The organism is Bacillus sp. EKM501B (genome assembly GCF_011800505.1).
GTDB classification, from domain to species: Bacteria; Bacillota; Bacilli; order Bacillales; family Bacillaceae_G; genus Bacillus_A; species Bacillus_A cereus.
In genome coordinates this window covers 161,267-186,145 of sequence record NZ_JAALFZ010000001.1, presented here as the reverse complement: position 1 = coordinate 186,145, position 24,879 = coordinate 161,267, and the positions used below count along the sequence as shown (strand labels likewise).

Genomic DNA, 24,879 nt, shown 5'->3' with positions numbered 1-24,879 from the left:
TAAGTTTATAACCTTAAATCAATCATTTAAGACCATTATAAGAAAAAGCCCTCTAAAAAAGTGGGGGAATAAATAACCGGTTTCTTAACGTATAAGGAATCGGTTATTTTGTATTTAAAATGCGTCTAGACATACAATTTTCTTTTTTGATATAGTAACCTCCAATACATCATTGTCCTTCTCTAATCTCATATCTATTTTAAGAAGAGTCATTTACAAATTCAAAAAACCCTCAAAGCAGCTACTTTAAGGGGATTTCTCCTATCATCTTCTCTCTTCATACAATCGATTTGCTTTATACGAGCAAACGAAAAACATACATGTCGCAACGGGGATAAATATCAAAAAAAGTCCTCTCATTAATGCAAATGGCGTTTCAAATAAGAATGACCATAGAAATGATGCACCTTGCTTATCCCATAATCCTGGCGTCAAGTATAGTTCTTTCGGATTTACAAAGGCTCCTAAATTCATTGTATTACTATACATAAATAAAAATAATATCGGCAAATAACAGATCGCTAATTCTAAAAATGTTTTAGATAGACGCTTATACTTCCCTGCTCGTGACATTGGATCTGAAAAAATGTCATCTTCACTTTCTTCATCTACCTTTTTAAAATATTGCGTACCTGACCACCGATTACCAGCTATATGCTCCCAACCACTATCTTCAAATAATGTGCAGTAATTAATAAAATCACTTTTTCTACTAAATACTCTATGGTCTATTTTAATCGTCGCATCTTCCGGTTCTGTATATCTAAATGTATAACCAAATGTATTGCTTTCTAGTTGATAGCCTTTCCAAGCCATCTCTTCTAACCATTTTTCCTCTTTCTCAAAGTCTAAAAAGAATTTTAATCTCCACATCATCGTTTCCTCCTAACTATACGTGTAATAAACTTTTTGTAACCGCAATAATGTGCTGCATTCTCATAAAATCTAAATGCAATACTTCTTTCCCGCGTTCCGTAATGACATACACTTTTCTTCTTTTATCTTCACTTTTTACCGATTCTATTAACCCTTGTTTTAATAAATTTTCCACCGCACCATACAATGTACCCGCTGCGATTTTCACTTGATGATTACTCAGTTCCTCCACCTTTTGCATAATTAAATATCCATGAGCTGGCTCTAATAAAGCTAAAAGAACGTAATACGTTGTTTCCGTTAATGGTAAATTTTTATCTCTATTCATAAAGACCTCCAATGTAACGATAACTATATAGCTAAACTATATAGTTAAACTGTATAGTTTAATTTTATACAGTCAGACTGTATATGTCAAATGTAGGAATAACTTTATAACCCAAAACAAAAACGCTACCTTTTTAAAAGATAGCGTTTTTGTTTTACCCTTGCTTATTCTTCGCCTTCATTTGCTCTTCAAGAGATTTTTTTTCAGTTTCTAACACACTCATATCACTTTTCAACTTTTGCGTTTCTTCAAAATGTTCATCTACTAATTTATTATATTCTTTCTCAGAGTACATTTTTTCACTGGTTGATGTCGTTTTCTCTTTCGTAACAACTACATTAATAATTACAAATAAGGCTACAATTCCTATTAACACAGCGAAAATCTTCTTTTTATTCATGATTAATCCTCTAAAATGTAAAATTCCAAAAATTATCATAACAGACCAATTCGCTTTCACCTGTCATATTTTGTCGAATCAATATAATAAAAAAAGCATCTGAAACAGATGCTTTTTCTCATTCTTAATACGTAAACGTAATCGTCACTAAAGAATACCCTTCTTTCGCATTGTAAGGCTCCGCTTTATAAGAAACACGGTTGGACCCTTGCGGATAACCGATTTCCCCAATTGCATTTTTCACATCTTGCAGCGCACCGTTCATTGATTGCTTATAAAGTACTTCTATCTTTTCTGGCTTTGCACTATAACGCTGCTGCATTTTATTTTTTAATTCAGTATAGTTATTTGCAATATATTCATTTCCTAAATAGTTTAACTTTGTATCTTTTAATATTTGCTGATATGCAGACGTTTTCGTACTACCTGCCGCAATTTTATTTGTCAGTGTACTATAATAATTTGTTGTAGCTTGCGGATAGTCTCCACGGTTCCACTCATGATTTCTTGCGATTTGTTCATCTGATAAATTGAAATACGAATACGTTACGCGGCCCTGCTCATCTGGAACCGGATCATCGAATGTTGTATCAAGGTGATACCATTTGTTTTCGATTTTCACTAAATTCCAAGCATGAGGTTGTCCGTCCCCAGTTCCTGTCACGAAATGATTTTCAATTCCTGCTTCTTTTAATAATTGATAAGTTAATAGTGCGTAACCTTGGCAAACCGCAGAACGATTTACAAGTGCTTCATATGCTGTGTAAGCTTTATAAGACGTATCATAAGAAACATGCTTTACTACGTAATCATGAATCGCCTTCACTTTTTCGTGATCATCCATTCCAACTTGAGTGATAGAAGAAACGATTGCTTTCGCTTGTTTCATGACATATTCCGTCTGTTCTTTCGTTTCACGATATGTAATCTTAAGCGTAAACGTATAATTTCCAGGTGATCCAGAAAGTCCATATGAAACATTCGATCTATTATTATTTGTATACTCATTTTTACTTGCCACTTCTTTATATGCGTTAAAAAGTGTATTCATCACTTCGTCTGTATTATTATTTTTCGTTTTATATGGCAGTGTAATATTTGTCTCGTATGTATTAATACGCTTTTGTACTTCCTCTTTAAACGCTGTTAATAATGCCGCATCTCCTGTATCTTTCACATCAGCATTTTTATACTTCAAAGTTTTATATAAAAACTGCGCATACTGTTCACGTGTTACTGTGCCATACGGTTCAAAATTCCCGTTCCCTGTGCCATCTGCGATTCCATTTGACTGCACCGCACTAATTGCATTTTCTGCCCAAAATGGATTTGGAACATCCTTAAAGGTATGTTTTTGTTTTGCCGCAAGATGGAAAGCATTCGTAAGAATTTGTGCCATTTCTGCACGATTCACAGAAGCTTTCGGTCTAAATTGGCCATTTTCATCACCTTTAAAAACTCCTAAATTTGTTAAAGTTAATACCTCTTCTGGGAACATTGTAGAACTTTGATTAATATCACCGTAAGGATTTTTAAACGTAGACCCATCCTTTAATACGTAACGAGTTCCATCATTACTAAACGAGCCGCCTTGTTTATTTGGTACTAACACTCGATAAATTAAAGCCGCAACTTGCTCCCTTGTCGCAACATCTCCAAAACCAAATATCCCATTTCCATAACCGGAAATAATATTTTTACTCGCTAAATCTTTAATCGCAGGATATGACCAATGTGATGTCGGCACATCAGAAAAAACACCCACTTCAGCAGCTTTTACATCGCTGCCATTTGTATATAACAACGCACCACCAATAAGTGATAATGATGTAATTGATTTTAATAGTTTTGTATACATAATGTCTTCTCCCAATACGCTCTCTATTTTTGTTGGTTTATGTCGAAAAATCTAAAAATATGACAAAATATATTATACAATTAAAACTTTTTAAGGGATATATTAAATTTTAAAATATGCAAAAATTCATATTGTTATAAGGATTCATAGTGATATTATGTTATTTTACTTGCGAATATATAAATAAAAAAACGCTCATCTGAGCGTTTCATCTATATACCTAATAATTACTTTTTTCTACACTTCGAACTCTTCTTCGGTAATAATCCTTTGATCTAACAACTCTTTATACTCCAATATTTCTTTAGCCCCACGACTCTCCATGCGTATATTGTATAACACTTTTTATATTGACCTTTGATTGGTCCGTTGAAAGATTTACTCCATTTAGAAATAATTCTATTGAATTTTTCACCACTAGCCACAAAAATATCTTATAATCTTTATATAATAAACTACAGTATTAGGAGTAGATAAAATGCCAGTTACACTCGAACTTATTCTTTTCATTCTTATAGCAATTAGTGCTGTTGGCTATTTAATAAAAGAATTTCAAAAAACTAGGAAACGAACACTTGGAATTTCACTAGAATTTTTAGTTCTTTTCTGGTCAATATGGAGAATATCAACTCTCATAATCTAATTTATAAAACATGAATTCCTTCGAATGAAGTGAAACTCTAATCAGTGGGGGTTTTACGGGATAAATTTACCAGTATTTTCACCACAACATTCATGTTAAAATCCCTTGTGAGTACGACATAACTCGACCTTATGAAGCTCCGCAGCTTTTATCGCGGAGCTTTTTTTATTTAAATTAACGCTTTTGTTCACTTTTTTGATACATTTACGAAACATTCATATGTTACGTTATATAAGTCCTTTTTTAAATCATATTCATTCTAGTAAAAAGTCCTAGTCCCCCTAGGACTTTTTGCATTCAAATAATGAGTTGTCTTTTTTCTCAATAACCGAAGCTATTTAACGTGGTAAAATAATAATTGGACTGGCATCCAATACCATATTACAATGGAGCAAATCGCAAGAAGGCACCTTTTGGTGTCTTTTTTGTACATAAAAAAATCTCACCATCTTATAGAAACGATAAGCCCTTTAAAACAATAATTGCAACTATATTAATTTTACATTACATTAAGGTTAGAGAATGTTCTTATTTTAATAAAGTGCTAAATAGTAGGTGGAAAAATGGAATTTAACGATTTGGGTATTACCATTAAAGAACTTAGAATCAAAAAAAATATATCACAATCCGAATTATGTCATGGAATATGTTCACAAAGTCAAATTAGCAAGATTGAAAAAGGTATGATTTATCCATCTAGTATATTGTTATATCAATTATCAGAAAGACTTGGTATTGACCCAAATAATATATTTGCACTAACTCAAAACAAAAGATTAAAATATGTAGAAAATGTAAAATACGTAATAAAAGATTGCTTAAAGCAAAAACAATATAAAGAACTTTATGAAATAGTAAAAAAAGAGAAAAACTTAAATAATTTTCAAACAAAAGATGAGAAACAATTTCTAATATGGCATGAAGCAATTGCTGTATTTATGGTGGATAAATCAATAAAAACTGCTTTAGATTTTTTAAATAATGCATTAAAACTGACTTTAACTAATTCTGATTTTTTATCAGAAAGAGAAATAGATATTATGCAAACAATGGCTATATTTTATGCAGAAAATAAAGAATATGAAAAAAGTATTAATATATTCAAAAGATGTTTAACTAATTTTAATAAATTAGATTTTCCTAGAGATAAAGAAATTAAATTAAAACTCATGTTAAATTTAGCAAAATGTTTCGACTTCACATATCAATATGAAGAGGCAATAAAGTACATTGATAAGGGCATCAAATTAGCAATTAATCTAAATACTTTATACCTATTAGGTGAACTATTCTATTTAAAAGGTCAGTGTTTATTAAAAATGAAACAACATAATGTAGAAGATGTTATTTATAACTGGAAAAAAGCATTATTTATATTTGAACTAACAGAAAAAGAATATTATACAAAAATGCTACCAGATGAACTTATTGAAATACAAAATAAAAAACACTCATAATTTCGTAAAAACTACTTACAAAACCCACAGTAAAAATCCCTACAGCTTTTAAACTTAGATCGATAATATTAAAATTAATTTAAGCCGGCGGAAGGCACCTTTAGGTGTCTTTTCTTTATTTTTACAAGGAGCTGCTCAATTAATTTTTAAAAACATAATAGGGAATATTGTTTTATTTATCTCATTTTCATTCATGCTATATATAAAATTCGTTAATAAACCCACCTCAAATACTAGTTCCTTTTATAAGCCGTTTTTTTGATGTAGATGACATTATTCTCAATACAATAGAATGAATTATGGGAACATACTTAGCGATATATATCAAAAAATAATATTAAGAAAACCCCTCCACCTTAAGGTAGAAGGGATCTTCTAATTTCTATTTCAAACTACCCAAAATTTCCGTAAAGGTACCCTAAGCGCATGTGTATCTGGATATCCTAAACTTCTTTCACCAACTACCACTCCTCTGCCGAACGATCTTTCACCGATAGATTGTATGCCGTGAAGTGCTACTTGTAACATTTCAATTCAGATATACGACATTAAAAAATACATCATCACAGTGTCAGCAAGCAAAAGTGTATTCTGCATTTCTGAAAACAGTAGATGGGAGATTGTGACCTACTGAATCTGCTAAGAAAGAATATACAAGAACATCCTTAACATCCTCTTTATTTCCACTAATGATGACATCAAGGAAATCTTCTACTTGAAATTCTGGAGTAAACAACACAATCTTAGTTGTTCTGTTTGGTTCTAAAGAAACAAAAGTACGAGAGATTTCAACTAATTCATTTTGAGTTGGGAAAAAGGTGTTTCGACTTCTCTTAACAGTTACCGTTACATTACTAGTATGACAGCGTGAATCATTGTTTAGCATAATGTTGAGAGCAGTTGGAATAATCCCATTTTCAGAAACTGGAACCCGAAACACTCCAGTAGATTTATGAGCCATATAATCAGATCCTTCCAAAATAAAATATATTTACAATATATTAAATGCAAAAAACGTTCATTTTGATAGGGACAAATTATGTAATTAATATATTTATAATAACCCTTGGTATTACTAAGCCAATGTTTTAAAAGATTAACAAATAATTACCTCTGCAAATTCAGAAAATATCTACACTTTTTACAAACATTATTACAATTAGATAAACTAAAGCAATATCCTATTAACAAAGGGACTCCATAATTGGAGTCCCTTTGTTAATGAGATATTAAAAATGATCAGCATGTGAATATTGTATAATTTCTTCCTTTTTTAGAGCATGTTGTGTATCACCTGTATTGTTACTAAATGATAATACTATCACTAATCCTATCGTCGCTAATACAAGCTTCTTCATTATTTTAACGCCCCTTTGCTTAGTAGTTTTTGTTTCACTTCGTAACATACATCGAGATAATCACTAACTTTTTCATGCTTATTCAATTTGCTGCGACAACATCATTTGATAAAAATCATTAAGTTGTTGCATAACTGCTTCATGCATTAAAATATTTGTGCTCATATCACTACGTTCTCCTCAACTACTTCTATTTACCTAAACATTACTATAATTCTGTAAATTATATAATAGTTCAACCTCTAATTGTAAATCAATAAAAAACAACAGAATATTCCGAATAAAGAGAAGGGATTGGCTAACAAATGGTTACTGTATAAAAAATAAAAAACTTGTGATATTGCTTTTATCATATTTGATCTTATATATGGTTCTGTTACAAAGTTTGCTAAGTTAATATAAACTCTAGAAAAAATGAATAAAGATCACCACAGCTGAGCTATCTTTAATCCGTATAATAATATAAACATTCTATTAATTCATATTATTAATAAAGAAATACTTAAATATTCCATTTTTTCTAAAAGTGTATTATACTGTAAATTGCTGAGGGACCTATTTTAGTATTTTCTGGTAACTATTCAATTTGTTAGGTTGTTATTAGTATTACGGTAACGAAAACCTTATATTTCCCCTTGAAGATAAAGCATTAGCAGCAATTACATCGAGATATCATAATAATAATTATTTTCTTAACAATATCACGGAATTTTAATTCAGAAAATTCTAATCATTAACTGATATAAAGTGCTAAATAAAATATTTAGACAATTGAAGTCCAACAACGATTAGAAGATATATATATTAGAAAAGGAATTTTGGGAGATCTTATCCTATATAACTAATACATATAGCGTTGTATCTTTAAATCAATAAATTTTTCGATAAGCTAGTTAATAGGTTATTGAATTTAATCTTTTGATAGAGTTAAAAAAAATCAACTTTATATTCTAATTTAGAAATTATTAGGTGGTGTCGGTAGTGTTTGAGTATCTTTTAGTTAAAGCTTTATTTACTATTTTCTTAATTAGCCTAATCGTGTTAATCAGTGTAATATGGACTAAAATAGAAAAAATTCTGGACGAGACTGTATTTAAAAACGTTTCTGAAAAATCCAGATATGTAGTAACTATGGTAATTGTTATGGTGGGAGAATTTGTTCTCATAGTCATTACTTCATTAAATTGGAGAGCTTCAATTATTGACACACTCTTTTTTGGTAGTATTATTTTGTTCTGCTGTATATGGCTAATACCTTATTTTGTTAATCAACAACAAAACGTCGCTAAAGTTATGGATAAGCATTTTAGTGGAGGGGTAGATTTAGGTGAAATTCAAGTTCATCGTGCGAAACTTTCTGCATTTAATTTAGGAAGTATTGTATTTTCTATAGTGGGAATTATTATACCTATTTGTTATTATTTTAAATATTTTTTATAACGGTTTATTGGTACTGTTGCATATTTTTTAAGATATAGTAATAGGTGAGATTACAGATATTTATGTAGAAGCAACTTAGATGTATAAGACAATCCATTCATTTGAGCGAAAACAGTAAAATACCCTATAAGGTCTCTTGTACTTGTATTAATTAAAAAATGGTTCTCATTTCCAAAACTTCCACCAGGACTTCTTTTTAGCTGCCCTCCCACCACCATGAGAGGTAAGTGAAGGAAACCGATACAGCTTGTACCTATGCAGTGCATTTTGGTCTGGGTCACAGTCTTTTAACATGGTCGAACTACAGGGGGAGTAAGCATATTCCCGATGGATCCATTTCCATACTTCCGTTATCTAGGGAAATCCTCCAGTATCCAATACTAAATTTTACCCATACATCATTTTTTTGATGTAGCTCTTGAAGATAAAAACTATTTAATTTTCAAGGAACAGTTATTAACTTAAAACTTATTATACGAGGAGGGTGTATCATGAAAAAAATATGCTTTGTATTAATTGTCGACGCTGGTATAAATTATGGTTCAATATTTTCTCTACCATTTTTAAGGAATCAGGATGATTTGAAGGAATATTTTTCTAAGTATTATGATGTTTCAATTAATTATATTAGGGATAAAAACTCAGTTGACTATTTGGTAGTTCCCAAACCGTGTCCAGCTTTTGATAATGAAAATAATCTTCCAATAATTGAAGTACCAGCAATCTTATTTATGGAAAAGAATTTTGAAAAAATAAAGACTTATATAGACAATTATTTTTCTAATAACTCATAAAGAAAATAAAAGTACAGTAAAAAGAAGTCCGATAAAAAACGAGTGGTGTAGAATATTTCTATTAATCATTCGTTTTTTATTATATTTACATATATTTTTTAAAAGAGGATTATAGACGTTCTGAAAAAAATTAATTATAACAAGAACAGTGTTCGTGCTACTATCTACGGCTATTTTTTGTACTAAGTACCCCTTTAACTAACAAGACAACAAAAAATAATTAACATATTAAAGTGAATAATGTTACTATTTTTCAAACCTAATCTAGAAGACACCGGAATTCTTTCGGCTTCATATTCCTTCATCAGCTCAAAATCAGCCTGATTATTAACATCTAACTTTCGTAAATCGTACTTTTTGTCTATTTGACGTATCATATTTGAAACCTTCAAGCTGAAGCTATTTTCTTGCACCTTTTCAAAACCAAATTTAGGATAAAATTCTAACACCGTATCATTCGCGAATAAGTATATAAAATCATAATCCTTCTCGTATTTTTTAATGATATGATTCATTAATTTAGTCGCTAAACCTTGATGTCTATAATCCGGATGTGTCATCACTGTACCCAATTGAATTGCTTTATATCCCTTACCGTTAGAGATTACATTCATTTTATTAATAGATGTATTTGCGATGACTTTATCTCCATCCACATAAGAATAGCAAATATAGTTATCATTCCAACAGCCCCTGTCATACCATCCTTTAAAATCCAATTCAAATACATGTTTTGCAAGGTCATTAAAACTTTCCTTATATTTTTCATTTTGCTTGTAGTCACTAATTAATTGATATTCATTCATGATAAATCCTCCATTTTTTATTATATTTTCCTAAAAAGAGTGTATATTTCTTACAACAATCTACTACTAAGTTTTCGTTAATCACCGCCTTATAATAGGTGTAACGGCATAGAAACATGCTTCCGGAATCAAAAAACGACAAAAAAAGACCACAAGAAGAAACATCTTCTCATGGTCAAATTTTTGTCTATTATAAATACACCTATCCCGAAAAAATAGATATCGTGAAATAACATGAAATTTTTTGATAAGATATAATGTCTTCTAACCGCTACTAGTAAAAGGGTATAACAAATAAAATCAAGGAATTATCCTTAATTTGACCTTTTACAGTATAAAATTCGTTTGAATTTTAATTAGCGATTAATAAGCTTCATCATATACAATCAAAACCCCTTTTCAATATAATTTCTTACTAAGAATATCTCCTTTGAAAACCGTTGTAAATGAAGACATAACAAAAAACGAGATTTATGTCCTTCTGTATCACCAAAATCGGTCGTTTTTGGTGATACAAAAAGACACATACTATTATTCTCGAAAACTACAGAAAAATCCCTCCACCTTAAGGCAGAGGGACTTTCCAATTCCTATTTCAAACTACCCGCAATCTCCGTAAAGATAACTCCAAGCGCATGTGCACCTGCATCAGGGTATCCTAAACTTCTTTCGCCAACTGTACCAGCGCGGCCCATGCGAGCTACGATTTCTTTCGTGTACTCTGCTCCTTTAACCGCTGCTTCTGCACCTTTTTCAAAGGCAGTTTTTACGTCTACTTCGTTTGAGGCGCTATCTAACCAAGAGTCTACACATGGAGCAAGTGCGTCAACAAGCGTTTTGTCACCAACTACTGCTCCTCTGCCGAATGATCTTTCACCGATCGATTGGATGCCTTGCAGTGCTGCTTGCAGTATTTCAGCGAATTCTTTCACTGTTAACTCACGCTTCTCGCCTGCTGCTTTACTAGCTGCGCGGAATGCACCGCCCCAAATTGGACCAGATGCGCCGCCGCAATGTTCCATAATGATCATGGAGCAACCATCAAGGAATGATCCGATTGTTACGTTCTCTTGATCTACAATAGAATGCCACTCACGTTTTAATTGCTTAAATCCTTTTGCTACACTCATTCCGAAGTCGCCGTCACCAGCGTGCGTGTCTAACTCACAGAACGGTACTTCGTTTTTAATAATAATATCGCTCATTTTATCAACGAGATAGATCATGTTGTTTAATGTAATGACATTATCTTTAATAACAGCGTGTTCTTCTGCTGTTTCTAGTTCAAAGGAAACTTCTTTCTCTTCTGTTTCTTCAAGTACATTTACATACTCTACACTTTCAACTGGCCCATCTACTTTAAACGCTGGTGTGTTACATTCTTTTGATAGTAATGTTTTTAACTCATCATCTAATTTCATTACAGTTAAAGACATACCAGCCATATCGATACTCGTCATATAGTTGCCGACGAATACTCTATTAATTTTAATGTTTCTAGCAGCTAATTCTCGCGTCACTGCATTGTTAAATAAGTAAAGTTCCTGCAGTGGTGTTCCGCCAAAACCGTTAACTAGAAGTGCGATTTCCTCGCCATCTTTTACTCCTAAATCTTTTACAAGGTCATTTGTCATACGGTTAGCTAGTTCATCTGCTGACAACATTTTTTCACGCTTAATTCCTGGCTCGCCGTGAATACCTACGCCGTATTCCATTTCATCTTCCGCAAGTGTGAAAGTAGGTGATCCGCTCGCTGGAACTGTACAAGACGTTAACGCTAAACCAATTGTGCGCACGTTAGCCGCTGCTTTTTCTGCGACAGCTTTCACCGCTCCTAAATCCATACCTGCTTCCGCTGCTGCGCCGGCAATTTTATGAACTAAAATAACTCCTGCAACGCCGCGGCGTCCTACTGTATACAGACTATCTTCTACCGCAATATCATCGTCCACTTTGACGTAGTCGACTTCAATTCCATCTTCCGTCGCTAAATGCGCACCGTTTTTGAAATTCATAATATCGCCGCTATAATTTTTAATAATTAATAACGTACCTTTTTTACTAGCTGTTTCTTTAATTGCTTGATATACCTGAATTTGTGAAGGAGAAGCAAAAACATCTCCGCACACCGCCGCATCTAACATTCCTTTTCCGACTAATCCTGCATGTGCCGGCTCATGGCCACTACCGCCGCCACTAATTAACGTTACTTTGTTTTCGTTCATTTCTTTCTTCTTAATCACTTTATATTTTTTCAAAAGTTCAAGCTCTGGGTGAGCCATAACCATTCCGTTACACATTTCCATTACTAATGTTTCTGGTTTGTTTATAATCTTTTTCATTGTGATTATCCCTCAATTCCTTTAATATATTGTGATATATTTGAAATCTTCTTCTTACTACTCATGTTAAAATGAAAGCGTTTTATAGTAAACGGACAAAATGGACAATCTGTCTAAAGACACCGCTCTCATTTATAGATAGGATTTTTATATTACTAACATTCTAGGGATGATTCAGATGACCTCTTCTATAATTTCTAAAAAGATAATCGCGAACTCATTGAAATATTTAATGGAAACAGAGTCGTTTCATAAAATATCAGTGAGCGATATTATGTTACACTGTCAAATGCGTAGGCAAACTTTTTATTATCATTTTAAAGATAAATTTGAACTATTAAGCTGGATTTATAGAGAAGAAACGAAAGAAAATATTATAGACTTTCTCGATTATGAAAAATGGGAAAACATTTTTGATTTATTATTTGATTACTTTTATGAAAATCAAAAATTTTACCGAAATGCTTTTAAAGTTATTGAGCAAAACTCGTTTAATCACTATTTATTTGAGCATACGAAAAACTTATATATGAAGATTATTGATGAACTATCTGTAAGCTGTGGATTCAGCCTTTCTGATGAGACAAAAAATACGATTGCCTCCTTTTATAGTCACGGCTTCGTTGGAACAATAAAAGATTGGATTGAAAGCAAGTGCGAAGTAGATCCTTCCATTATGTCTTCTCTTATGAAAAATATGATAAACAATCAATTACTACTATTACTTGAGCAATCAGCAAAGTAATTAAAGGGTGGCAAAAGCAATGAAAAAGATTATGAATGATGTACAACATATCGTTCAAGATATGCTGCATGGCTTTTATTTTGAACATAACGACAAAGTAAATTACGACGAAACAAATAACATCATTTATGTAAAGGATATCGAAAAACTAAAGCAAAACGTCGCGATTATAAGCGGCGGTGGTAGCGGACATGAACCCGCTGATATTGGCTATGTAGGAAAAGGTATGCTTACAGCGGCAGTAAACGGCAGCATTTTCACTCCGCCTACAGTGGAACAAATTGTAGCGGCTACTCGCCTCATGCCAAAAGATAAAAGTATTTTATTCATCATTAAAAACTTTAAAGATGACGTTGAGAACTTTCTAGCGGCTGAGCAGATCGCTAAAGAAGAAGGAAGAAAAATTGACCATATCATCGTAAATGACGACGTTTCAATTGAAGATGATGCTTCTTTTAATAAAAGAAGACGCGGCGTTGCTGGTACTGTTTTCATTCAAAAAATACTTGGTGCGGCTGCTCTTGAAGGTCATTCTTTAGAAGAACTAACAACAATTGGCCGTTCTGTTACAGAAAACTTACACACATTAGGAGTTGCTCTTTCACCTGCAAACGATCCAGTGAAAGGAAAAGCTTCATTCACATTAAATGACGATGAAGTGTTTTACGGCGTCGGCATTCACGGAGAAAAAGGATATCGTAAAGAAGCACTATCCTCTTCTGAAATATTAGCAATCGAACTAATGAACAAACTTAAAAGCATTTATCGCTGGAGAAAAGGAGACAACTTTGCCATCCTTATTAACGGACTCGGCGCAACGCCATTAATGGAGCAATACATTTTCGCAAATGACATTCGCCGTTTATGTGAGCTGGAAGGATTACAGATTACATTCGTAAAAGTTGGTACATTACTAACTTCTTTAGATATGAAAGGTGTTTCGCTCAGTTTGCTTAAGGTAGAAGATTTGGATTGGGTGAAGTGGTTGAAGGAAAGTACGGAAACTGCTAGTTGGTAATACAAATAAAGTGAAACTTTAATCAGCCCTCACCAATCGGGCTTTTACGGGCAGACCGATCCTCACCTTGAAATAAACTTTTAGATAACTCAAAATAACAAGCAAAAAGTCCCTTCAAAGTTAAAGGGACTTTTTAGTATGTAGAAATTAGCCTAAACCTAAGATTACATCTCTTGAAAGGGGGCATTTTTATGTTATTCAGGTTTATTGAGGAGCTTTTGTTTGAAGCAACTTTAACCCCATACCAATAAAAATCAGTCCTGTTATCTTATTTAGAATCATTCCTACCTTTTGGTTTCCTCTTAATTTTTTTGTAACATATGAAGAGAAATAAGCAACAAATAAACACCATAATAGTCCAGTTACTGTAAAAGTAAGTCCTAAAATGATAAAAGGCATAGGACCTGAAGCCTTTGTATCTATAAATTGCGGAAGAAACGCAATAAAGAATAAAGAGACTTTTGGATTCGTAAGACTTGTTAAAAGCCCTTGTATATATATTTTTCTAATGTTCAATTTATTGGACGAGGCCTGGAAAGCTACATTCGTCTTATCAAGTATCATTTTAATCCCTAAATATACAAGATAGATAACACCTATAACCTTAATAGTGTTAAATAGCACAATGGATTTTGTAAGTATAATAGATAAACCAAAAGCAACCAACAACGTATGAACTAAAGAACCAGTAATAATACCAAAAACAGAATACACACCTGCTTTTCTACCTTGTGAAATACTTCTCCCCACAATGTACATGGTGTCTGCACCAGGAATTAAATTCAATAAAATTCCTGTTAGTAAAAACACTTCATAATTAATAATACCGTACATTTTAGCACCTCTATCTATTTTTTTGGTGCCCTTATTGATATTAAATTAAATAAACGAAAAAAGAAAGTATTTTCTATTTATTCAATAAAATTAGCGGATTTTTGAATCTACAAACGAAATCCAGCTATTTAAAAATTCAATTACTGAAGAATTCTGCCCTCAATATTACAGCAAATTCACATCAAAAATGTAAATCCTCATTTCCTTCGTATTTTCCCCTATTAAGTCTTTTTCTTATGAATAATTCTGCAACAATTAAATTAGGTACCCACGCTAACCAAGCAATAATAGCGTAACTAAGTTCAAAGCGCTCTATTCCAAATAGAACGATAAACAACGGTAGCCAAATTCTTAATGTAACTGCTCCAAAGGTTAAAGAATAATTTCTAATCATCCAATTCCGATGGTCTTTAATTTTTTTATTCTTAACTCTATTTAATGCTTGATATGCTGATGTTAGCCAAAATACAGATAACAAACCGAAACCTAGCTTCGCTACCAATCCTCCCGTAGCATAAAAAGATAGGTATAGTCCAGAAACGCCTCCTAATAATATACCAACCATATAGATTCTCCCAATTATTCGATGACGGTTGATATTCCTTTCTCTAAATCTAGTGGATAATGTAAAAGGACCAATTACTAATGCTACTATACTAGTTGTAATATGTATAAATAGCATCATATACCAGAACGCACTTAATTTAGATCCAAACATAAGCTTCACTTTTACAAGCCCTGTTTGAAAACCATCCATAATAAAATATTGGACAACAATATAACTAGATACTAAAAGAGCAAAAAAGGTAAATACAAACCAAATTTTCCTGTTCAAATTTTACTGCCTCCTTATTACATTCACGAAAATTAGATTATATATTTCTTTTCATTCTCGGGAAAAATAGAAAAGCCTTCTTTACTGATCTCTTTAGCACATTGTTTTTATAAACCGAATGACTTACATGCAACGACGAATAAAATATATGATACAAGGCCCTTCTTCATACATAAAAACCCTCAAGTATGTCGTTCTATACTTGAGGGTTTTTTCATTTATTCTCTCTCGTCTCTCATTTTCTTAAATCAATAATTAGCTCATCTGTAATCTGCTCAAGATGGAAAAATCTTTTTATATAATGGATATCAGACCATTTTTCTTCTCCACCAATAATAAATAATTCTTGCGCATCATACATAAATGAAAAGCTTGGATAGAAACTGTCCGCTTTTATTTCAATCCCACCAGTACGATTACTGATAATCTTACAGTCTGCTGAATAGCTTAATAGCGTATAGAGAGAATCTTGTGCTGATTGGAAGAAATACTTCATAAGTGTGGTTATATCATCACTATTGGTAATGCACACTTTAAAAAAGTTCGTATCCTTTTTCTTATTAGTAAAAACTAGCTCAAAATGAAGTTTATTCTCTTCTAAAAACCCTTCAATAAAGTCTCTACATAAATAAGTTTCAAATAACATATACATAGGAAATTTGTTATGTGCGCCTATAAATCCTTTAATGATTTCTTCAAATCCTGTATGCTGATTCAAATTCGTTCCCACTCCTATCATAATAGGGTGATTTAAATAAATAGGATACGGTGATTGCCCTTCATCTTTTAACATATACACTCGTTTTTCATCTGTATGAAGAGCTGGTTTAGACTCTTTTAGTAAGTATTGAGATAATTGAACATTTAACACATTTACACCTGCCTATCATGTCATACATAAACTGTATCTATTAAGTTAGAAAAAAGGATGAACAATTCATATTTTACCGTGTATAAGCGAGAAGAACTAGAATAGATCGCCGGCTTACATGTCTCCAGGATAATAAATGAACATCGCACCTACAAATGAAAAAACTAAACAAAAAACAGCCTCGTATTTTATAACTAAAGAAGAGTTCGTATCAAGCCTTTTTTCCTCTCTTTTACATATCATTTTAAACATTTTAAATAAAACTCTATATATTACATACCCCACAATTGCCCCAAGGGTATTCGTAAATACATCATCAATATCTGTAATTCTATTATTTAATAATTGGTTTAACTCAATTGCCAATGAAAAAAAGAATCCCGCACATACGGTGTTTTTCATTTTTCTAAACTGCGACCAAATAGTCGGTAATAAAAAACCTAATGGCATAAACAGTACAATGTTCAAAAGATACGTCGTACTACCTGCCGTATCAAATAGAGTCAAGTTGATTTGACTTACACGAATCCACGTTTCATATCTACTTATATCCCATACAGTCGCGATCTGCGTCACCCTATACACTAGCGAAAGGTAGAATAGAAAAACATATACCCACAAAAAATGCAGAATAGATATAGTTCTTTTCGCTTTAAAATAAAATCCAATTTGAAACACAATACAAAACATAATAGTAAAAAAATAAGTATACAAATAACTCATCAAAACTCCTGTATCCATGTAGAATCCCCTAACTTTACAATTTCATCTATGACTTTGTTGTTTATAGGATAGGAGAAACTTTTAAAATAAAAAGTGGGGTAAACATAAAATTTTTCTTAAATCTTCAGTTGGGTTTTATTATTACTCTTCTTAGGAATCCACCATTGATAGCTAGGCAACAGTATGCTTACACTTAACAATATTATCATTTTTGCACGTAATCCTCGTAATACTTTAACCGATGAAGCATATATAAAATCATGTGAATCGTTTGTTCAGTTAAAACATGAAATTAAGAAATATATGACGTACTATAATCACTCTTGCTATCAATAGAATGTACAGAAGATGACTCCTGTTTGCATACAGAAATCATCTTTTTTAGGTTACCGATTTTTTTTATAATGTCCTTTACAAAGGGTACAAATCAAGAGCATCTTATTCCTATTCAAGGGGATCAACTATACCTTCTTCCCTTAAAATCACTAAAACCCATTTACAAATCTATAAAAGTAGATATAATATCCTTATGGAACCTTTATTAATTTATAAAGCATTGTCAAATGAAACAAGATGTCAAATTTTATCATGGTTAAAAAATCCAGAAAACCATTTCGACGAAAAACCTTACCTAGAACAAGACCTTAACTTTCAAGTTGGAGTATGTGTAGGAGATATCCAGCTTAAAACTGGCTTAGCTCAATCGGTTATTTCTAGTTATTTATTAACTATGAAAAAAGCAGGCTTACTAGAGTCTGACCGAATTGGAAAATGGACCTACTATCGTCGAAATGAAAAAACAATACGAGAGTTTTCTGAATACGTCCAAAACGAATTATAAAATGAAAGCTAATAATCAATCAGCATACTAATTGATTATTAGCTTTCACACATTCTGCTTTTTTACAGGTATCCAATGACTTCTTATAAATTGCACTGCCTGTAAAAGCAAGAAACATCGAAAGGAGAATTTTTTTTAATATATCATATCTAGTTATTTAGATATCTGTTATTGTATTTCAGATTACATACTCCTGATAATATTGGCATCCAATCATGCTTATAATAATGCTTCTTTGTTAATGAATTTACTTTCAAAATACTGATACGAATGGAGAGTTTTATAAATGAAAAAAGTAAATCCTTTACTTATTCTGACACTCGCAATAGGTGTGTTCGGAATTATTACTACCGAGATGGGTATTGTCGGCGTATTACCACAAATCACTGAAAAGTTCGGAATTTCAACTACACAAGCTGGATTTTTAGTAAGTATATTTGCACTAGTTGTTGCTATTTCTGGTCCGTTTTTAATTCTGCTCGTCTCTAGTATTAATCGCAAAATAATTTTATTAACAGCAATTTTCACATTTGTTATTTCAAATTTAATCTACGCTTATACAACACAATTTGAAGTCATGCTTGTTTTTCGTATTTTACCGGCAGCGCTTCATCCACTCTTCTTTTCAATCGCTCTTGTAACAGCTGCTAAACTTGTCCCTCCAGAAAAGAGCGGTCAAGCAGTTACAAAAGTTTTCATGGGAATTACTGTTGGTTTCGCTTTAGGTATACCACTAACCTCTTACCTTGCAGACCAATTTTCACTCGAAATGGCTTTCTTATTCGGAGCATTCGTTAACACTCTTGCATTCATTGGAATACTACTCCTACTTCCTTCTATGCCTGTTAAAGAAAAAATGTCTTTCGGCAAACAAATTCGTATACTCGGCAAACCAGGATTATGGTTAAATATTTTAACCGTCACATTCCTTTTTGCAGCCATGTTTTCCGTATACAGCTACTTCGCCGAGTACCTTGCAAAAGTAACTTCCATGAATGGATCTCTCATCAGTATCATGCTATTCATATTTGGTATAGTTATGATTTTAGGTAATCATTTATTTGGTGGTCTCCTGCAAAAAAGCATAATAAACACTGTAATATCATTCCCTATTCTATATTCTATTGTTTACATATTGGTTTATTATTTAGGTTCCTACCTTGTTCCAATGATTTTTATAGTATTCATTTGGGGAATCGTACATGCTGGTGGATTAATTGTTGGTCAAACATGGTTAATAAGTGAAGCTAAAGAAGCACCTGAATTTGGTAACAGTCTATTCGTTTCGTTCTCAAATCTCGGAATTACTTTAGGAACCACTATTGGAGGCTGGTTCATTTCAAACTTAGGTATTCACCAGCTTATTTGGAGCGGCTTTATATTCACACTACTCTCATTTCTATTAATTATAATAAAACTAAAATTTTTCAATTCTAATAGCCAGGCTTCATTATCAAGCTAGTACATTTTCAGTTCCAAATTCGATAAAGTGAAACTTTAATCAGTCCTCACCAATCGGACTTTTATTAATTTCAACGTTTAGACAGATACATAACTCCAAAACTAAAACGTTTATTGCAATTATCGATATGGAACATTTTACAAAACAACTTAACATGGTAAAATAATATTCGGACAGGAGTCCAATATTATTAAAATTAAGATGGTTCAAGTCGGAGGAAGGCACCTTAGGGTGTCTTTTCTTTATTTGCAAATGGACCTGCTCAATTATTGTGTAAAAAACATAAAGTAAGTTGAATCCATTAAAATACATGAGTGACCCCTTGTTTTCCCCTCTTATTAAAGGAGGAACTATTATGGGATTTGGTGGTAGTTGTAGTAGTGGTTGTGGCGGCGGCTTTGCTTTACTAGTTGTATTGTTTATTTTATTAATCATTGTTGGAGCTTCTTGCTTCTGCTAAAAAACTATTGGAAAAGACACTCTTATATGGGTGTCTTTTCTTTGTAATAAAAAGCTCTCTAGAAAAGAAAGTTTTGAGGCTTTTACATTCAAATCATCCAAATTAGTTATTTACACAGCACTTTATTTCTTCTCATCCCTCATACTGTAATACCCCAAATTAATAATAATCAAGAAATACCCACCCATAATTCCAGCTGCAAATGTCCACATGAATTCATGATGTTCAATTTCATACATAATAATCGCGCCGAGTATTGCGGCTGCGAACCGATTTATCATTCCGAGCATCGGTGCTTTTTCTTTTTTTACAATGCTATCTCCGAACTTTTCAATACGCCTTCCTAAAATCCAGGCGCAGTACATACTCACCAAAAGGCCAATGCTTATCCCGGCAAACTGGGCTCGAAAAGGTGTCACGAGCCATCCCAATAACATTACGCCTAGCAAACAATACATTTGTATGTTGAATGATCTTAATGCCATACGAATCATGTTATTCTCCTTTATCTTTCTCATTGTAATTCCGTATTATCAATCCAATCTTTCAGAATCCAAGCTTTCAGCTATATCTTTTTTAAAATGAGGAAATTTGATTTTGCTCACCATTAAATAAGCGAGTACGCTTGTACCAAATGCCACGGAAACTGGATTATTTAGGCGACATAAAATGAGGAGACACATCGCCGCGAATGGAATGGGCATTCCAATGAATGTTGGGAGTTTGCTTTGCTGTGTGTTAAATCTTGCAAGCCGAAGCATTCCGCAAATACTGTAAGCGAGCGCGCATATCATCCCGATAGACTGCAAATCTTTTAACGAAGCATTATATGCAAGAATAGATGGTGCCACACCAAAAGTAACTAAATCCGCAAATGAGTCCAGCTCTCCACCAATTTCTGAAACAGAATCAAGTTTCCGAGCAATCATGCCATCAAACAAATCAAGGACCATACCTGTAATAATGAACATAACTGCACCGTACATATCGTCAACGAAAACAGCATGAATAGCCAAAAGCCCACACACAAAATTTGCTATCGTAATCATATTTGGTATGTAACTCATCACATGCTTCCCCTCCTTTCTACTAATTGCTTCATCTAAGTTCTTACTCATTACAATCAAGATCCTTCTGCTTTTCTTCCAATATCACTTTATTTATTTTCGTTAACGTCTCTGTCATTTGCTCTAGGGCATTTATATCGATTTTAGAAAAGTATTTCTCAATTAATACATCATCTAACTCAGACAACCGCTCTATATACTTACTACCGTTTGGACCAAGTGTAAGAAAATACTCCCTTTTATTATTAGGGTTTACTTGTTTTGAAATCATCTGTTGCTTTTCCAATTTCGATAAAACTTGGCTCACCGCACTTTTCGTTATATTAAACGTATTCGCAATGTTATTTGCTGTCGTGTTTTCATTTAAATGAATATGAAATAGCATGCTCTCTTGCTGCCCAGTAAGACCGAACTCATCCTTTAAATCTTGAAATAGTAAAATATAAAGTTCCGTATAGGCTCGATTCATTTCATTAATTACTTCTTTATACGTTCTAGTCATAGCATCCTCCATACTTTTATTTCGTTTCACTTAATAGTTAAGTTTACTTAACTTAACTATATTATACCGTTATGTTTGTGTAAAGGGAAATATAACTCTACACTTTACTCACAATGATACAAAAAAGAAGACACTCTTCTAAAACAAGTTTAGTCGCTTCTGTCTCACTGCTTTCCTCATCCAAATACTTGGTAAGTAATTCTGAATAATCAAAAAGAAAATCAATAAAATTCCATATAGACCCATTACTGGTTAAAATGTTATAATGGAATTACCCTACATAGTTACTCATAGCCAGACTGAGGAACTAGCGTCTTATTAAGTAATGCGCATAACTAAAATAAAAAAGACACTTTACGGTGTCTTTTTTATTTATATTCCTAGGAATTATCTCTTTTATAAACAGACTCTATCAAACAGTAAAGGAGACTAACAGATGGAACATCCTGTTGCAAGAGAATTACGTTTTATACGGGTATGTCTTATCATTTTGATTATTGTCATTGCGTTTTGGGACCGGGAGAAAACTGTAGAAAGCGATTTAAATTGTCTTTTCTTTATAAACTACATCCAAAAAGTTGGATAGCTTCTTTTACTACTCATGTTATTGATGAATAAAGCAATAACTACAATAACTACGGAGCCAATTAAAACTGGTGTTACTAAATAACTCCAACTATTTGCCCCTAAAATAACGATAATCGGATCGGCCCCTGCCGGAGGGTGCGTCGTTCTCGTTAACATCATAACGGCTATTGCCATCCCCACCGCTAAAGCAATTGTCCAATATTCATTCCCAAACAAATGATATATTGATAGACCAATGAAAGTTGAAATCAAATGTCCTCCAATAATATTACGCGGCTGAGATAATGGCGCATTCCAAACTCCAAATGCTAATACACAACTCGCCCCAAATGGAGCCATTAATAATTCTGTAGAGGTTATGCTCGTTAAATATGTTAAGGTAAGAATTGTTAAAAATCCCCCTAGTAGTCCTGTTAAAGAGTCCTTTATATTTACTTGTAATGGACTTCTTCCTTTCCCTTTCATTTTCGTAAAATATCGTACACTTATTGGTTGAGGATCTTTCTGCTTAGTTGCTGTTATATTATCCATCGTTCTCCTCCTTTATTTACCAACAATTATAACTCGATATAACTAACCTGTAAATATCAATTTTAGAGGTTAGTTAAAGAATAAAAAAAAGAATCAACTGTTATAAGTTGATTCTCTAGACTTCTTCAAATTTTCGATCCTGAAATTTTGCTACCTTTTTCCGGTTCCCACATATTTTCATAGAACACCATTTTCGTTTCCCACTCTTATCTATAAATAATAAAACACAGTCAGGATTTGAACACCTTTTAAGGAAAATAAGCTTATTTTCTGCTATTAACGTTAAAGCATCAAATACAATTAACGATGCGAGTATATCCTCGATTTCTCCAACCGGGATAGATACTAGCTGCTGTTCAATGATTTTATATGTAAATGGTGCCTTCTCAATTTGTTTTTCTAAATACGTAATAAAATCATTAGAAATCTCTTGTTGATCAGCAATTGCCTCAAACTGTTTTCTCAGTACTTCTCTTACCTCTAATATGCTAGATGTAACTTGATTCGTGCGCTCTTGAATCCTTATAAATGTTTTTTCATTCCAAAAAGGAAGATTAACCTTTATTACATGTAGCCATTCTAATACATCTTCATTTGTTATTAATAAATCATAACGTTGTCCACGCCTAACTAGCTCTGTATTTACTAAATCTAATGAGAGATTTCCAGATATAAGCGGGAATTGTTTTTTGTCCTGCATGTACTCATCACCTTCTCTTTAAATAATCATATTCCAAATTAATACAGCAGTGCAACTTTTTTATAAACTACAAAGTATGAAGATCAAAGCCTTTAGACATAATTACGACTAAAGGCTTTTTGTAGATAAGTAAATGAAAAGGAGATAATTTTATGGAACATAATAAAAATGGAATACTTGCCTTAATTGTTTTATTTTTAGGATTAGTGTTTTTTGTTAGTGGAATGGTTTATCATTTATGGGGCTCATTTTAATTTCAACTTTTAGACGGATAAATAACTCGAATCAGAGAAATGCACAATATTTTCCCTTTTCCTTCCAAAATTAATATAATAAGATATAAAATGTAATACATATAAAGACAAATATATAGCACTCATTAAAGTGCTTCTATTTTGGAAGGAAGAAACGATGAACAAAAAGTTATTAGCCCCATTATTATGTAGCACATTCTTGTTTGGAGTATCAGCTTGCGGTTCACATGATGCGCCTGCGAAAAATGAGCAGGCGACTTCTAAAAAAACAGAGAATGACAAACTTAGCAGCAAGGATTCGCAAAAAGAACTTCCTACCAATGTAGATTCCTCTGATGTATACATGTCAATGGGATCTGCCGAGTCATTAGATGTTATAGGGACTGGAGAAGTTAAAGCACAAGGTGTCTTTAAAGTATTAGACATCGCAGTTTATAATCGTAAAGAAGAACCCATTACACTAGATATTAACAACTTTAAATTAATTGATGGATTTGGAAGAGAATATTACATTTCCAATGAATATCAATCCGTACTTAAAGCTGCAAATACCTCTACATTTAAATTTGGTATTGTTAGCCCTGATGAACATTCGGACGGAAACATTGTATTCGATGTACCGAAAAACACGCGAGGATTAACTTTAAAATTTAATAATGATAAGTTAGATAAAGAGCTCCAATTAAAAGTGGAATTGGAATAGGCAAAATAAATACGTCTTCCTTAACATTCTCTACTAACATAAAAAAGTACAGTCTTTTCTACAGCAGACTGTACTTTTTTATTTTTCATTTCACATAACATTCCCTAATTTTTTTGACTAGATGCTCTCCAATCACGAAAAGATGTTGGGCGTCCAGAAAAAGCTCTTTGCTTTGTAACAGATGGTTTTTCTTCAGGAGTCATTGTTTTTTCTTTAAGCGTCGCTGGTTTTTCTTTAAGCGTCACTGATTTTTCTTCAAGAATAGTCACAGCTGTTTGCATTTTCTCTAACTGTTCTTTCAGCAATTGTTGTTCAATCTTTAAATCCGTAAGTAAACGTAAAATCATCTCAGAATTAGCCATAAGATCCTCCTTCCCCCAATACACAGAATAAAATACAATATGTAGAAGACGAAATGCCGGTGACAAAAATAAGGTCGTCAA

General features: G+C 32.5%; 26 protein-coding genes and 4 pseudogenes. 11 read left to right on the top strand and 19 right to left on the bottom strand.

The genetic code is table 11. From position 1 onward, the window contains the following. Positions 1–264: 264 nt before the first annotated feature. The 4 genes and pseudogenes from HFD78_RS00990 to HFD78_RS00975 all read right to left on the bottom strand — a co-directional run bounded on the left by HFD78_RS00990 (position 265) and on the right by HFD78_RS00975 (position 3,462). Positions 265–876 carry a DUF2812 domain-containing protein gene (locus tag HFD78_RS00990; RefSeq protein WP_002060866.1) on the bottom strand — a complete coding sequence of 204 codons (612 nt, stop codon included), beginning with the start codon at positions 874–876 and terminating at the stop codon, positions 265–267. A 13-nt stretch (positions 877–889) separates the two neighbouring features. Next, a complete protein-coding gene (locus HFD78_RS00985) occupies positions 890–1,204 on the bottom strand; it encodes a PadR family transcriptional regulator (RefSeq protein ID WP_001078063.1) in 315 nt (104 codons plus the stop codon). Positions 1,205–1,379: 175 nt separating this feature from the next. Continuing rightward, positions 1,380–1,604: pseudogene (locus tag HFD78_RS00980) on the bottom strand (hypothetical protein); the annotation flags it as partial. A gap of 124 nt (positions 1,605–1,728) precedes the next feature. Then, the gene (locus HFD78_RS00975; protein ID WP_000288179.1) at positions 1,729–3,462 is read right to left on the bottom strand and encodes an S-layer homology domain-containing protein; all 1,734 of its coding nucleotides are present in this window, start codon (positions 3,460–3,462) and stop codon (positions 1,729–1,731) included. 1,206 nt (positions 3,463–4,668) lie between these two features. Here HFD78_RS00975 and HFD78_RS00970 point away from each other — a divergent pair. Further along, complete coding sequence (locus tag HFD78_RS00970; protein WP_000395466.1) at positions 4,669–5,562, top strand: helix-turn-helix domain-containing protein; 894 nt, start codon at positions 4,669–4,671, stop codon at positions 5,560–5,562. A 444-nt stretch (positions 5,563–6,006) separates the two neighbouring features. Here HFD78_RS00970 and HFD78_RS30040 read toward each other — a convergent pair. From HFD78_RS30040 to HFD78_RS29785, 3 genes and pseudogenes are all read right to left on the bottom strand, one after another. Continuing rightward, positions 6,007–6,093: pseudogene (locus HFD78_RS30040) on the bottom strand (dihydroxyacetone kinase, ATP-dependent); the annotation flags it as partial. A gap of 40 nt (positions 6,094–6,133) precedes the next feature. Continuing rightward, a complete protein-coding gene (locus HFD78_RS00965) occupies positions 6,134–6,523 on the bottom strand; it encodes a hypothetical protein (protein WP_000940662.1) in 390 nt (129 codons plus the stop codon). Between the two features lie 268 nt (positions 6,524–6,791). After that, positions 6,792–6,920, bottom strand: a complete 129-nt coding sequence (locus HFD78_RS29785) for a hypothetical protein (protein WP_000737555.1) — start codon at positions 6,918–6,920, stop codon at positions 6,792–6,794. A gap of 981 nt (positions 6,921–7,901) precedes the next feature. Between HFD78_RS29785 and HFD78_RS00960 the strand changes: the two genes are divergently transcribed. Beyond that, positions 7,902–8,360, top strand: coding sequence for a hypothetical protein (locus HFD78_RS00960; protein WP_000464473.1), 459 nt, complete (start codon positions 7,902–7,904; stop codon positions 8,358–8,360). A 491-nt stretch (positions 8,361–8,851) separates the two neighbouring features. Further along, positions 8,852–9,154 carry a hypothetical protein gene (locus HFD78_RS00955; protein ID WP_000717611.1) on the top strand — a complete coding sequence of 101 codons (303 nt, stop codon included), beginning with the start codon at positions 8,852–8,854 and terminating at the stop codon, positions 9,152–9,154. Between the two features lie 194 nt (positions 9,155–9,348). Here the strand turns inward: HFD78_RS00955 and HFD78_RS00950 are convergent, their stop codons facing one another. Together HFD78_RS00950 and dhaK are read right to left on the bottom strand one after the other, a co-directional pair. Further along, a complete protein-coding gene (locus HFD78_RS00950; protein ID WP_001008207.1) occupies positions 9,349–9,960 on the bottom strand; it encodes a GNAT family N-acetyltransferase in 612 nt (203 codons plus the stop codon). Between the two features lie 590 nt (positions 9,961–10,550). Beyond that, a complete protein-coding gene (gene dhaK / locus HFD78_RS00945) occupies positions 10,551–12,302 on the bottom strand; it encodes a dihydroxyacetone kinase subunit DhaK (RefSeq protein WP_000720739.1) in 1,752 nt (583 codons plus the stop codon). A 178-nt stretch (positions 12,303–12,480) separates the two neighbouring features. On the opposite strand from dhaK, the gene dhaS reads away from it, so the two are divergent. Both dhaS and dhaQ read left to right on the top strand, forming a co-directional pair. Beyond that, the gene (dhaS, locus tag HFD78_RS00940) at positions 12,481–13,047 is read left to right on the top strand and encodes a dihydroxyacetone kinase transcriptional activator DhaS (RefSeq protein ID WP_000204212.1); all 567 of its coding nucleotides are present in this window, start codon (positions 12,481–12,483) and stop codon (positions 13,045–13,047) included. A gap of 19 nt (positions 13,048–13,066) precedes the next feature. Further along, entirely contained in the window at positions 13,067–14,065 is a 999-nt protein-coding gene (gene dhaQ, locus HFD78_RS00935; RefSeq protein ID WP_000723342.1) for a DhaKLM operon coactivator DhaQ, read from the top strand. Positions 14,066–14,269: 204 nt separating this feature from the next. Here the strand turns inward: dhaQ and HFD78_RS00930 are convergent, their stop codons facing one another. From HFD78_RS00930 to HFD78_RS00915, 4 genes are all read right to left on the bottom strand, one after another. Further along, positions 14,270–14,899 (bottom strand): LysE family translocator, encoded by a 630-nt coding sequence (locus tag HFD78_RS00930; protein ID WP_000274247.1) that lies wholly within the window; start codon positions 14,897–14,899, stop codon positions 14,270–14,272. Between the two features lie 181 nt (positions 14,900–15,080). Then, positions 15,081–15,734, bottom strand: a complete 654-nt coding sequence (locus HFD78_RS00925; protein WP_001080300.1) for a DUF2306 domain-containing protein — start codon at positions 15,732–15,734, stop codon at positions 15,081–15,083. Between the two features lie 235 nt (positions 15,735–15,969). Then, on the bottom strand, positions 15,970–16,605 hold the full coding sequence (locus tag HFD78_RS00920; RefSeq protein ID WP_000935784.1) for a hypothetical protein: 636 nt from the start codon (positions 16,603–16,605) through the stop codon (positions 15,970–15,972). A gap of 114 nt (positions 16,606–16,719) precedes the next feature. Continuing rightward, positions 16,720–17,346, bottom strand: coding sequence for a VanZ family protein (locus tag HFD78_RS00915; protein WP_000379423.1), 627 nt, complete (start codon positions 17,344–17,346; stop codon positions 16,720–16,722). Positions 17,347–17,562: 216 nt separating this feature from the next. Here HFD78_RS00915 and HFD78_RS00910 point away from each other — a divergent pair. The 4 genes and pseudogenes from HFD78_RS00910 to HFD78_RS00895 all read left to right on the top strand — a co-directional run. After that, positions 17,563–17,664: pseudogene (locus HFD78_RS00910) on the top strand (TetR family transcriptional regulator); the annotation flags it as partial. A gap of 193 nt (positions 17,665–17,857) precedes the next feature. Next, positions 17,858–18,169, top strand: coding sequence for an ArsR/SmtB family transcription factor (locus HFD78_RS00905; RefSeq protein ID WP_000433539.1), 312 nt, complete (start codon positions 17,858–17,860; stop codon positions 18,167–18,169). A 286-nt stretch (positions 18,170–18,455) separates the two neighbouring features. Further along, entirely contained in the window at positions 18,456–19,631 is a 1,176-nt protein-coding gene (locus HFD78_RS00900; RefSeq protein ID WP_000757550.1) for an MFS transporter, read from the top strand. A gap of 355 nt (positions 19,632–19,986) precedes the next feature. After that, positions 19,987–20,091 carry a YjcZ family sporulation protein gene (locus HFD78_RS00895; RefSeq protein ID WP_000505689.1) on the top strand — a complete coding sequence of 35 codons (105 nt, stop codon included), beginning with the start codon at positions 19,987–19,989 and terminating at the stop codon, positions 20,089–20,091. A 122-nt stretch (positions 20,092–20,213) separates the two neighbouring features. Here the strand turns inward: HFD78_RS00895 and HFD78_RS00890 are convergent, their stop codons facing one another. Genes HFD78_RS00890 through HFD78_RS00880 form a run of 3 tightly spaced genes read right to left on the bottom strand, consistent with a single transcriptional unit; the run spans position 20,214 to position 21,660 of the window. Further along, positions 20,214–20,585 carry an ATP synthase subunit I gene (locus tag HFD78_RS00890; RefSeq protein ID WP_000620601.1) on the bottom strand — a complete coding sequence of 124 codons (372 nt, stop codon included), beginning with the start codon at positions 20,583–20,585 and terminating at the stop codon, positions 20,214–20,216. A gap of 39 nt (positions 20,586–20,624) precedes the next feature. After that, a complete protein-coding gene (gene pssA, locus HFD78_RS00885) occupies positions 20,625–21,209 on the bottom strand; it encodes a CDP-diacylglycerol--serine O-phosphatidyltransferase (protein WP_000042025.1) in 585 nt (194 codons plus the stop codon). After that, the gene (locus HFD78_RS00880) at positions 21,202–21,660 is read right to left on the bottom strand and encodes a MarR family winged helix-turn-helix transcriptional regulator (RefSeq protein WP_000198946.1); all 459 of its coding nucleotides are present in this window, start codon (positions 21,658–21,660) and stop codon (positions 21,202–21,204) included. Before HFD78_RS00880 ends, pssA begins: the two co-directional genes overlap by 8 nt. A 436-nt stretch (positions 21,661–22,096) precedes the next feature. Between HFD78_RS00880 and HFD78_RS30035 the strand changes: the two are divergent. Then, positions 22,097–22,195, top strand: a pseudogene (locus tag HFD78_RS30035) (YmzC family protein); the annotation flags it as partial. 29 nt (positions 22,196–22,224) lie between these two features. Here HFD78_RS30035 and HFD78_RS00875 read toward each other — a convergent pair. Then, positions 22,225–22,779 carry an HPP family protein gene (locus HFD78_RS00875; protein WP_000368840.1) on the bottom strand — a complete coding sequence of 185 codons (555 nt, stop codon included), beginning with the start codon at positions 22,777–22,779 and terminating at the stop codon, positions 22,225–22,227. Positions 22,780–22,894: 115 nt separating this feature from the next. Then, the gene (locus tag HFD78_RS00870) at positions 22,895–23,479 is read right to left on the bottom strand and encodes a CGNR zinc finger domain-containing protein (RefSeq protein ID WP_001152932.1); all 585 of its coding nucleotides are present in this window, start codon (positions 23,477–23,479) and stop codon (positions 22,895–22,897) included. A 411-nt stretch (positions 23,480–23,890) separates the two neighbouring features. Between HFD78_RS00870 and HFD78_RS00865 the strand changes: the two genes are divergently transcribed. Next, a complete protein-coding gene (locus HFD78_RS00865) occupies positions 23,891–24,436 on the top strand; it encodes a DUF4352 domain-containing protein (protein WP_001035571.1) in 546 nt (181 codons plus the stop codon). A gap of 104 nt (positions 24,437–24,540) precedes the next feature. Here HFD78_RS00865 and HFD78_RS00860 read toward each other — a convergent pair whose 3' ends face one another. Then, complete coding sequence (locus tag HFD78_RS00860; protein ID WP_000013694.1) at positions 24,541–24,798, bottom strand: hypothetical protein; 258 nt, start codon at positions 24,796–24,798, stop codon at positions 24,541–24,543. Between the last annotated feature and the right edge of the window lie 81 nt (positions 24,799–24,879).

What these genes read in the sequence shown, in the direction of transcription:
- HFD78_RS00990 (WP_002060866.1), bottom strand. Translation starts at nt 876, where the DNA reads ATGATGTGGAGATTAAAATTCTTTTTAGACTTTGAGAAAGAGGAAAAA.
- HFD78_RS00985 (WP_001078063.1), bottom strand. Translation starts at nt 1,204, where the DNA reads ATGAATAGAGATAAAAATTTACCATTAACGGAAACAACGTATTACGTT.
- HFD78_RS00975 (WP_000288179.1), bottom strand. Translation starts at nt 3,462, where the DNA reads ATGTATACAAAACTATTAAAATCAATTACATCATTATCACTTATTGGT.
- HFD78_RS00970 (WP_000395466.1), top strand. Translation starts at nt 4,669, where the DNA reads ATGGAATTTAACGATTTGGGTATTACCATTAAAGAACTTAGAATCAAA.
- HFD78_RS00965 (WP_000940662.1), bottom strand. Translation starts at nt 6,523, where the DNA reads ATGGCTCATAAATCTACTGGAGTGTTTCGGGTTCCAGTTTCTGAAAAT.
- HFD78_RS29785 (WP_000737555.1), bottom strand. Translation starts at nt 6,920, where the DNA reads ATGAAGAAGCTTGTATTAGCGACGATAGGATTAGTGATAGTATTATCA.
- HFD78_RS00955 (WP_000717611.1), top strand. Translation starts at nt 8,852, where the DNA reads ATGAAAAAAATATGCTTTGTATTAATTGTCGACGCTGGTATAAATTAT.
- HFD78_RS00950 (WP_001008207.1), bottom strand. Translation starts at nt 9,960, where the DNA reads ATGAATGAATATCAATTAATTAGTGACTACAAGCAAAATGAAAAATAT.
- dhaK (WP_000720739.1), bottom strand. Translation starts at nt 12,302, where the DNA reads ATGAAAAAGATTATAAACAAACCAGAAACATTAGTAATGGAAATGTGT.
- dhaS (WP_000204212.1), top strand. Translation starts at nt 12,481, where the DNA reads ATGACCTCTTCTATAATTTCTAAAAAGATAATCGCGAACTCATTGAAA.
- dhaQ (WP_000723342.1), top strand. Translation starts at nt 13,067, where the DNA reads ATGAAAAAGATTATGAATGATGTACAACATATCGTTCAAGATATGCTG.
- HFD78_RS00930 (WP_000274247.1), bottom strand. Translation starts at nt 14,899, where the DNA reads ATGTACGGTATTATTAATTATGAAGTGTTTTTACTAACAGGAATTTTA.
- HFD78_RS00915 (WP_000379423.1), bottom strand. Translation starts at nt 17,346, where the DNA reads ATGGATACAGGAGTTTTGATGAGTTATTTGTATACTTATTTTTTTACT.
- HFD78_RS00905 (WP_000433539.1), top strand. Translation starts at nt 17,858, where the DNA reads ATGGAACCTTTATTAATTTATAAAGCATTGTCAAATGAAACAAGATGT.
- HFD78_RS00900 (WP_000757550.1), top strand. Translation starts at nt 18,456, where the DNA reads ATGAAAAAAGTAAATCCTTTACTTATTCTGACACTCGCAATAGGTGTG.
- HFD78_RS00895 (WP_000505689.1), top strand. Translation starts at nt 19,987, where the DNA reads ATGGGATTTGGTGGTAGTTGTAGTAGTGGTTGTGGCGGCGGCTTTGCT.
- HFD78_RS00890 (WP_000620601.1), bottom strand. Translation starts at nt 20,585, where the DNA reads ATGATTCGTATGGCATTAAGATCATTCAACATACAAATGTATTGTTTG.
- pssA (WP_000042025.1), bottom strand. Translation starts at nt 21,209, where the DNA reads ATGAGTAAGAACTTAGATGAAGCAATTAGTAGAAAGGAGGGGAAGCAT.
- HFD78_RS00880 (WP_000198946.1), bottom strand. Translation starts at nt 21,660, where the DNA reads ATGACTAGAACGTATAAAGAAGTAATTAATGAAATGAATCGAGCCTAT.
- HFD78_RS00875 (WP_000368840.1), bottom strand. Translation starts at nt 22,779, where the DNA reads ATGGATAATATAACAGCAACTAAGCAGAAAGATCCTCAACCAATAAGT.
- HFD78_RS00870 (WP_001152932.1), bottom strand. Translation starts at nt 23,479, where the DNA reads ATGCAGGACAAAAAACAATTCCCGCTTATATCTGGAAATCTCTCATTA.
- HFD78_RS00865 (WP_001035571.1), top strand. Translation starts at nt 23,891, where the DNA reads ATGAACAAAAAGTTATTAGCCCCATTATTATGTAGCACATTCTTGTTT.
- HFD78_RS00860 (WP_000013694.1), bottom strand. Translation starts at nt 24,798, where the DNA reads ATGGCTAATTCTGAGATGATTTTACGTTTACTTACGGATTTAAAGATT.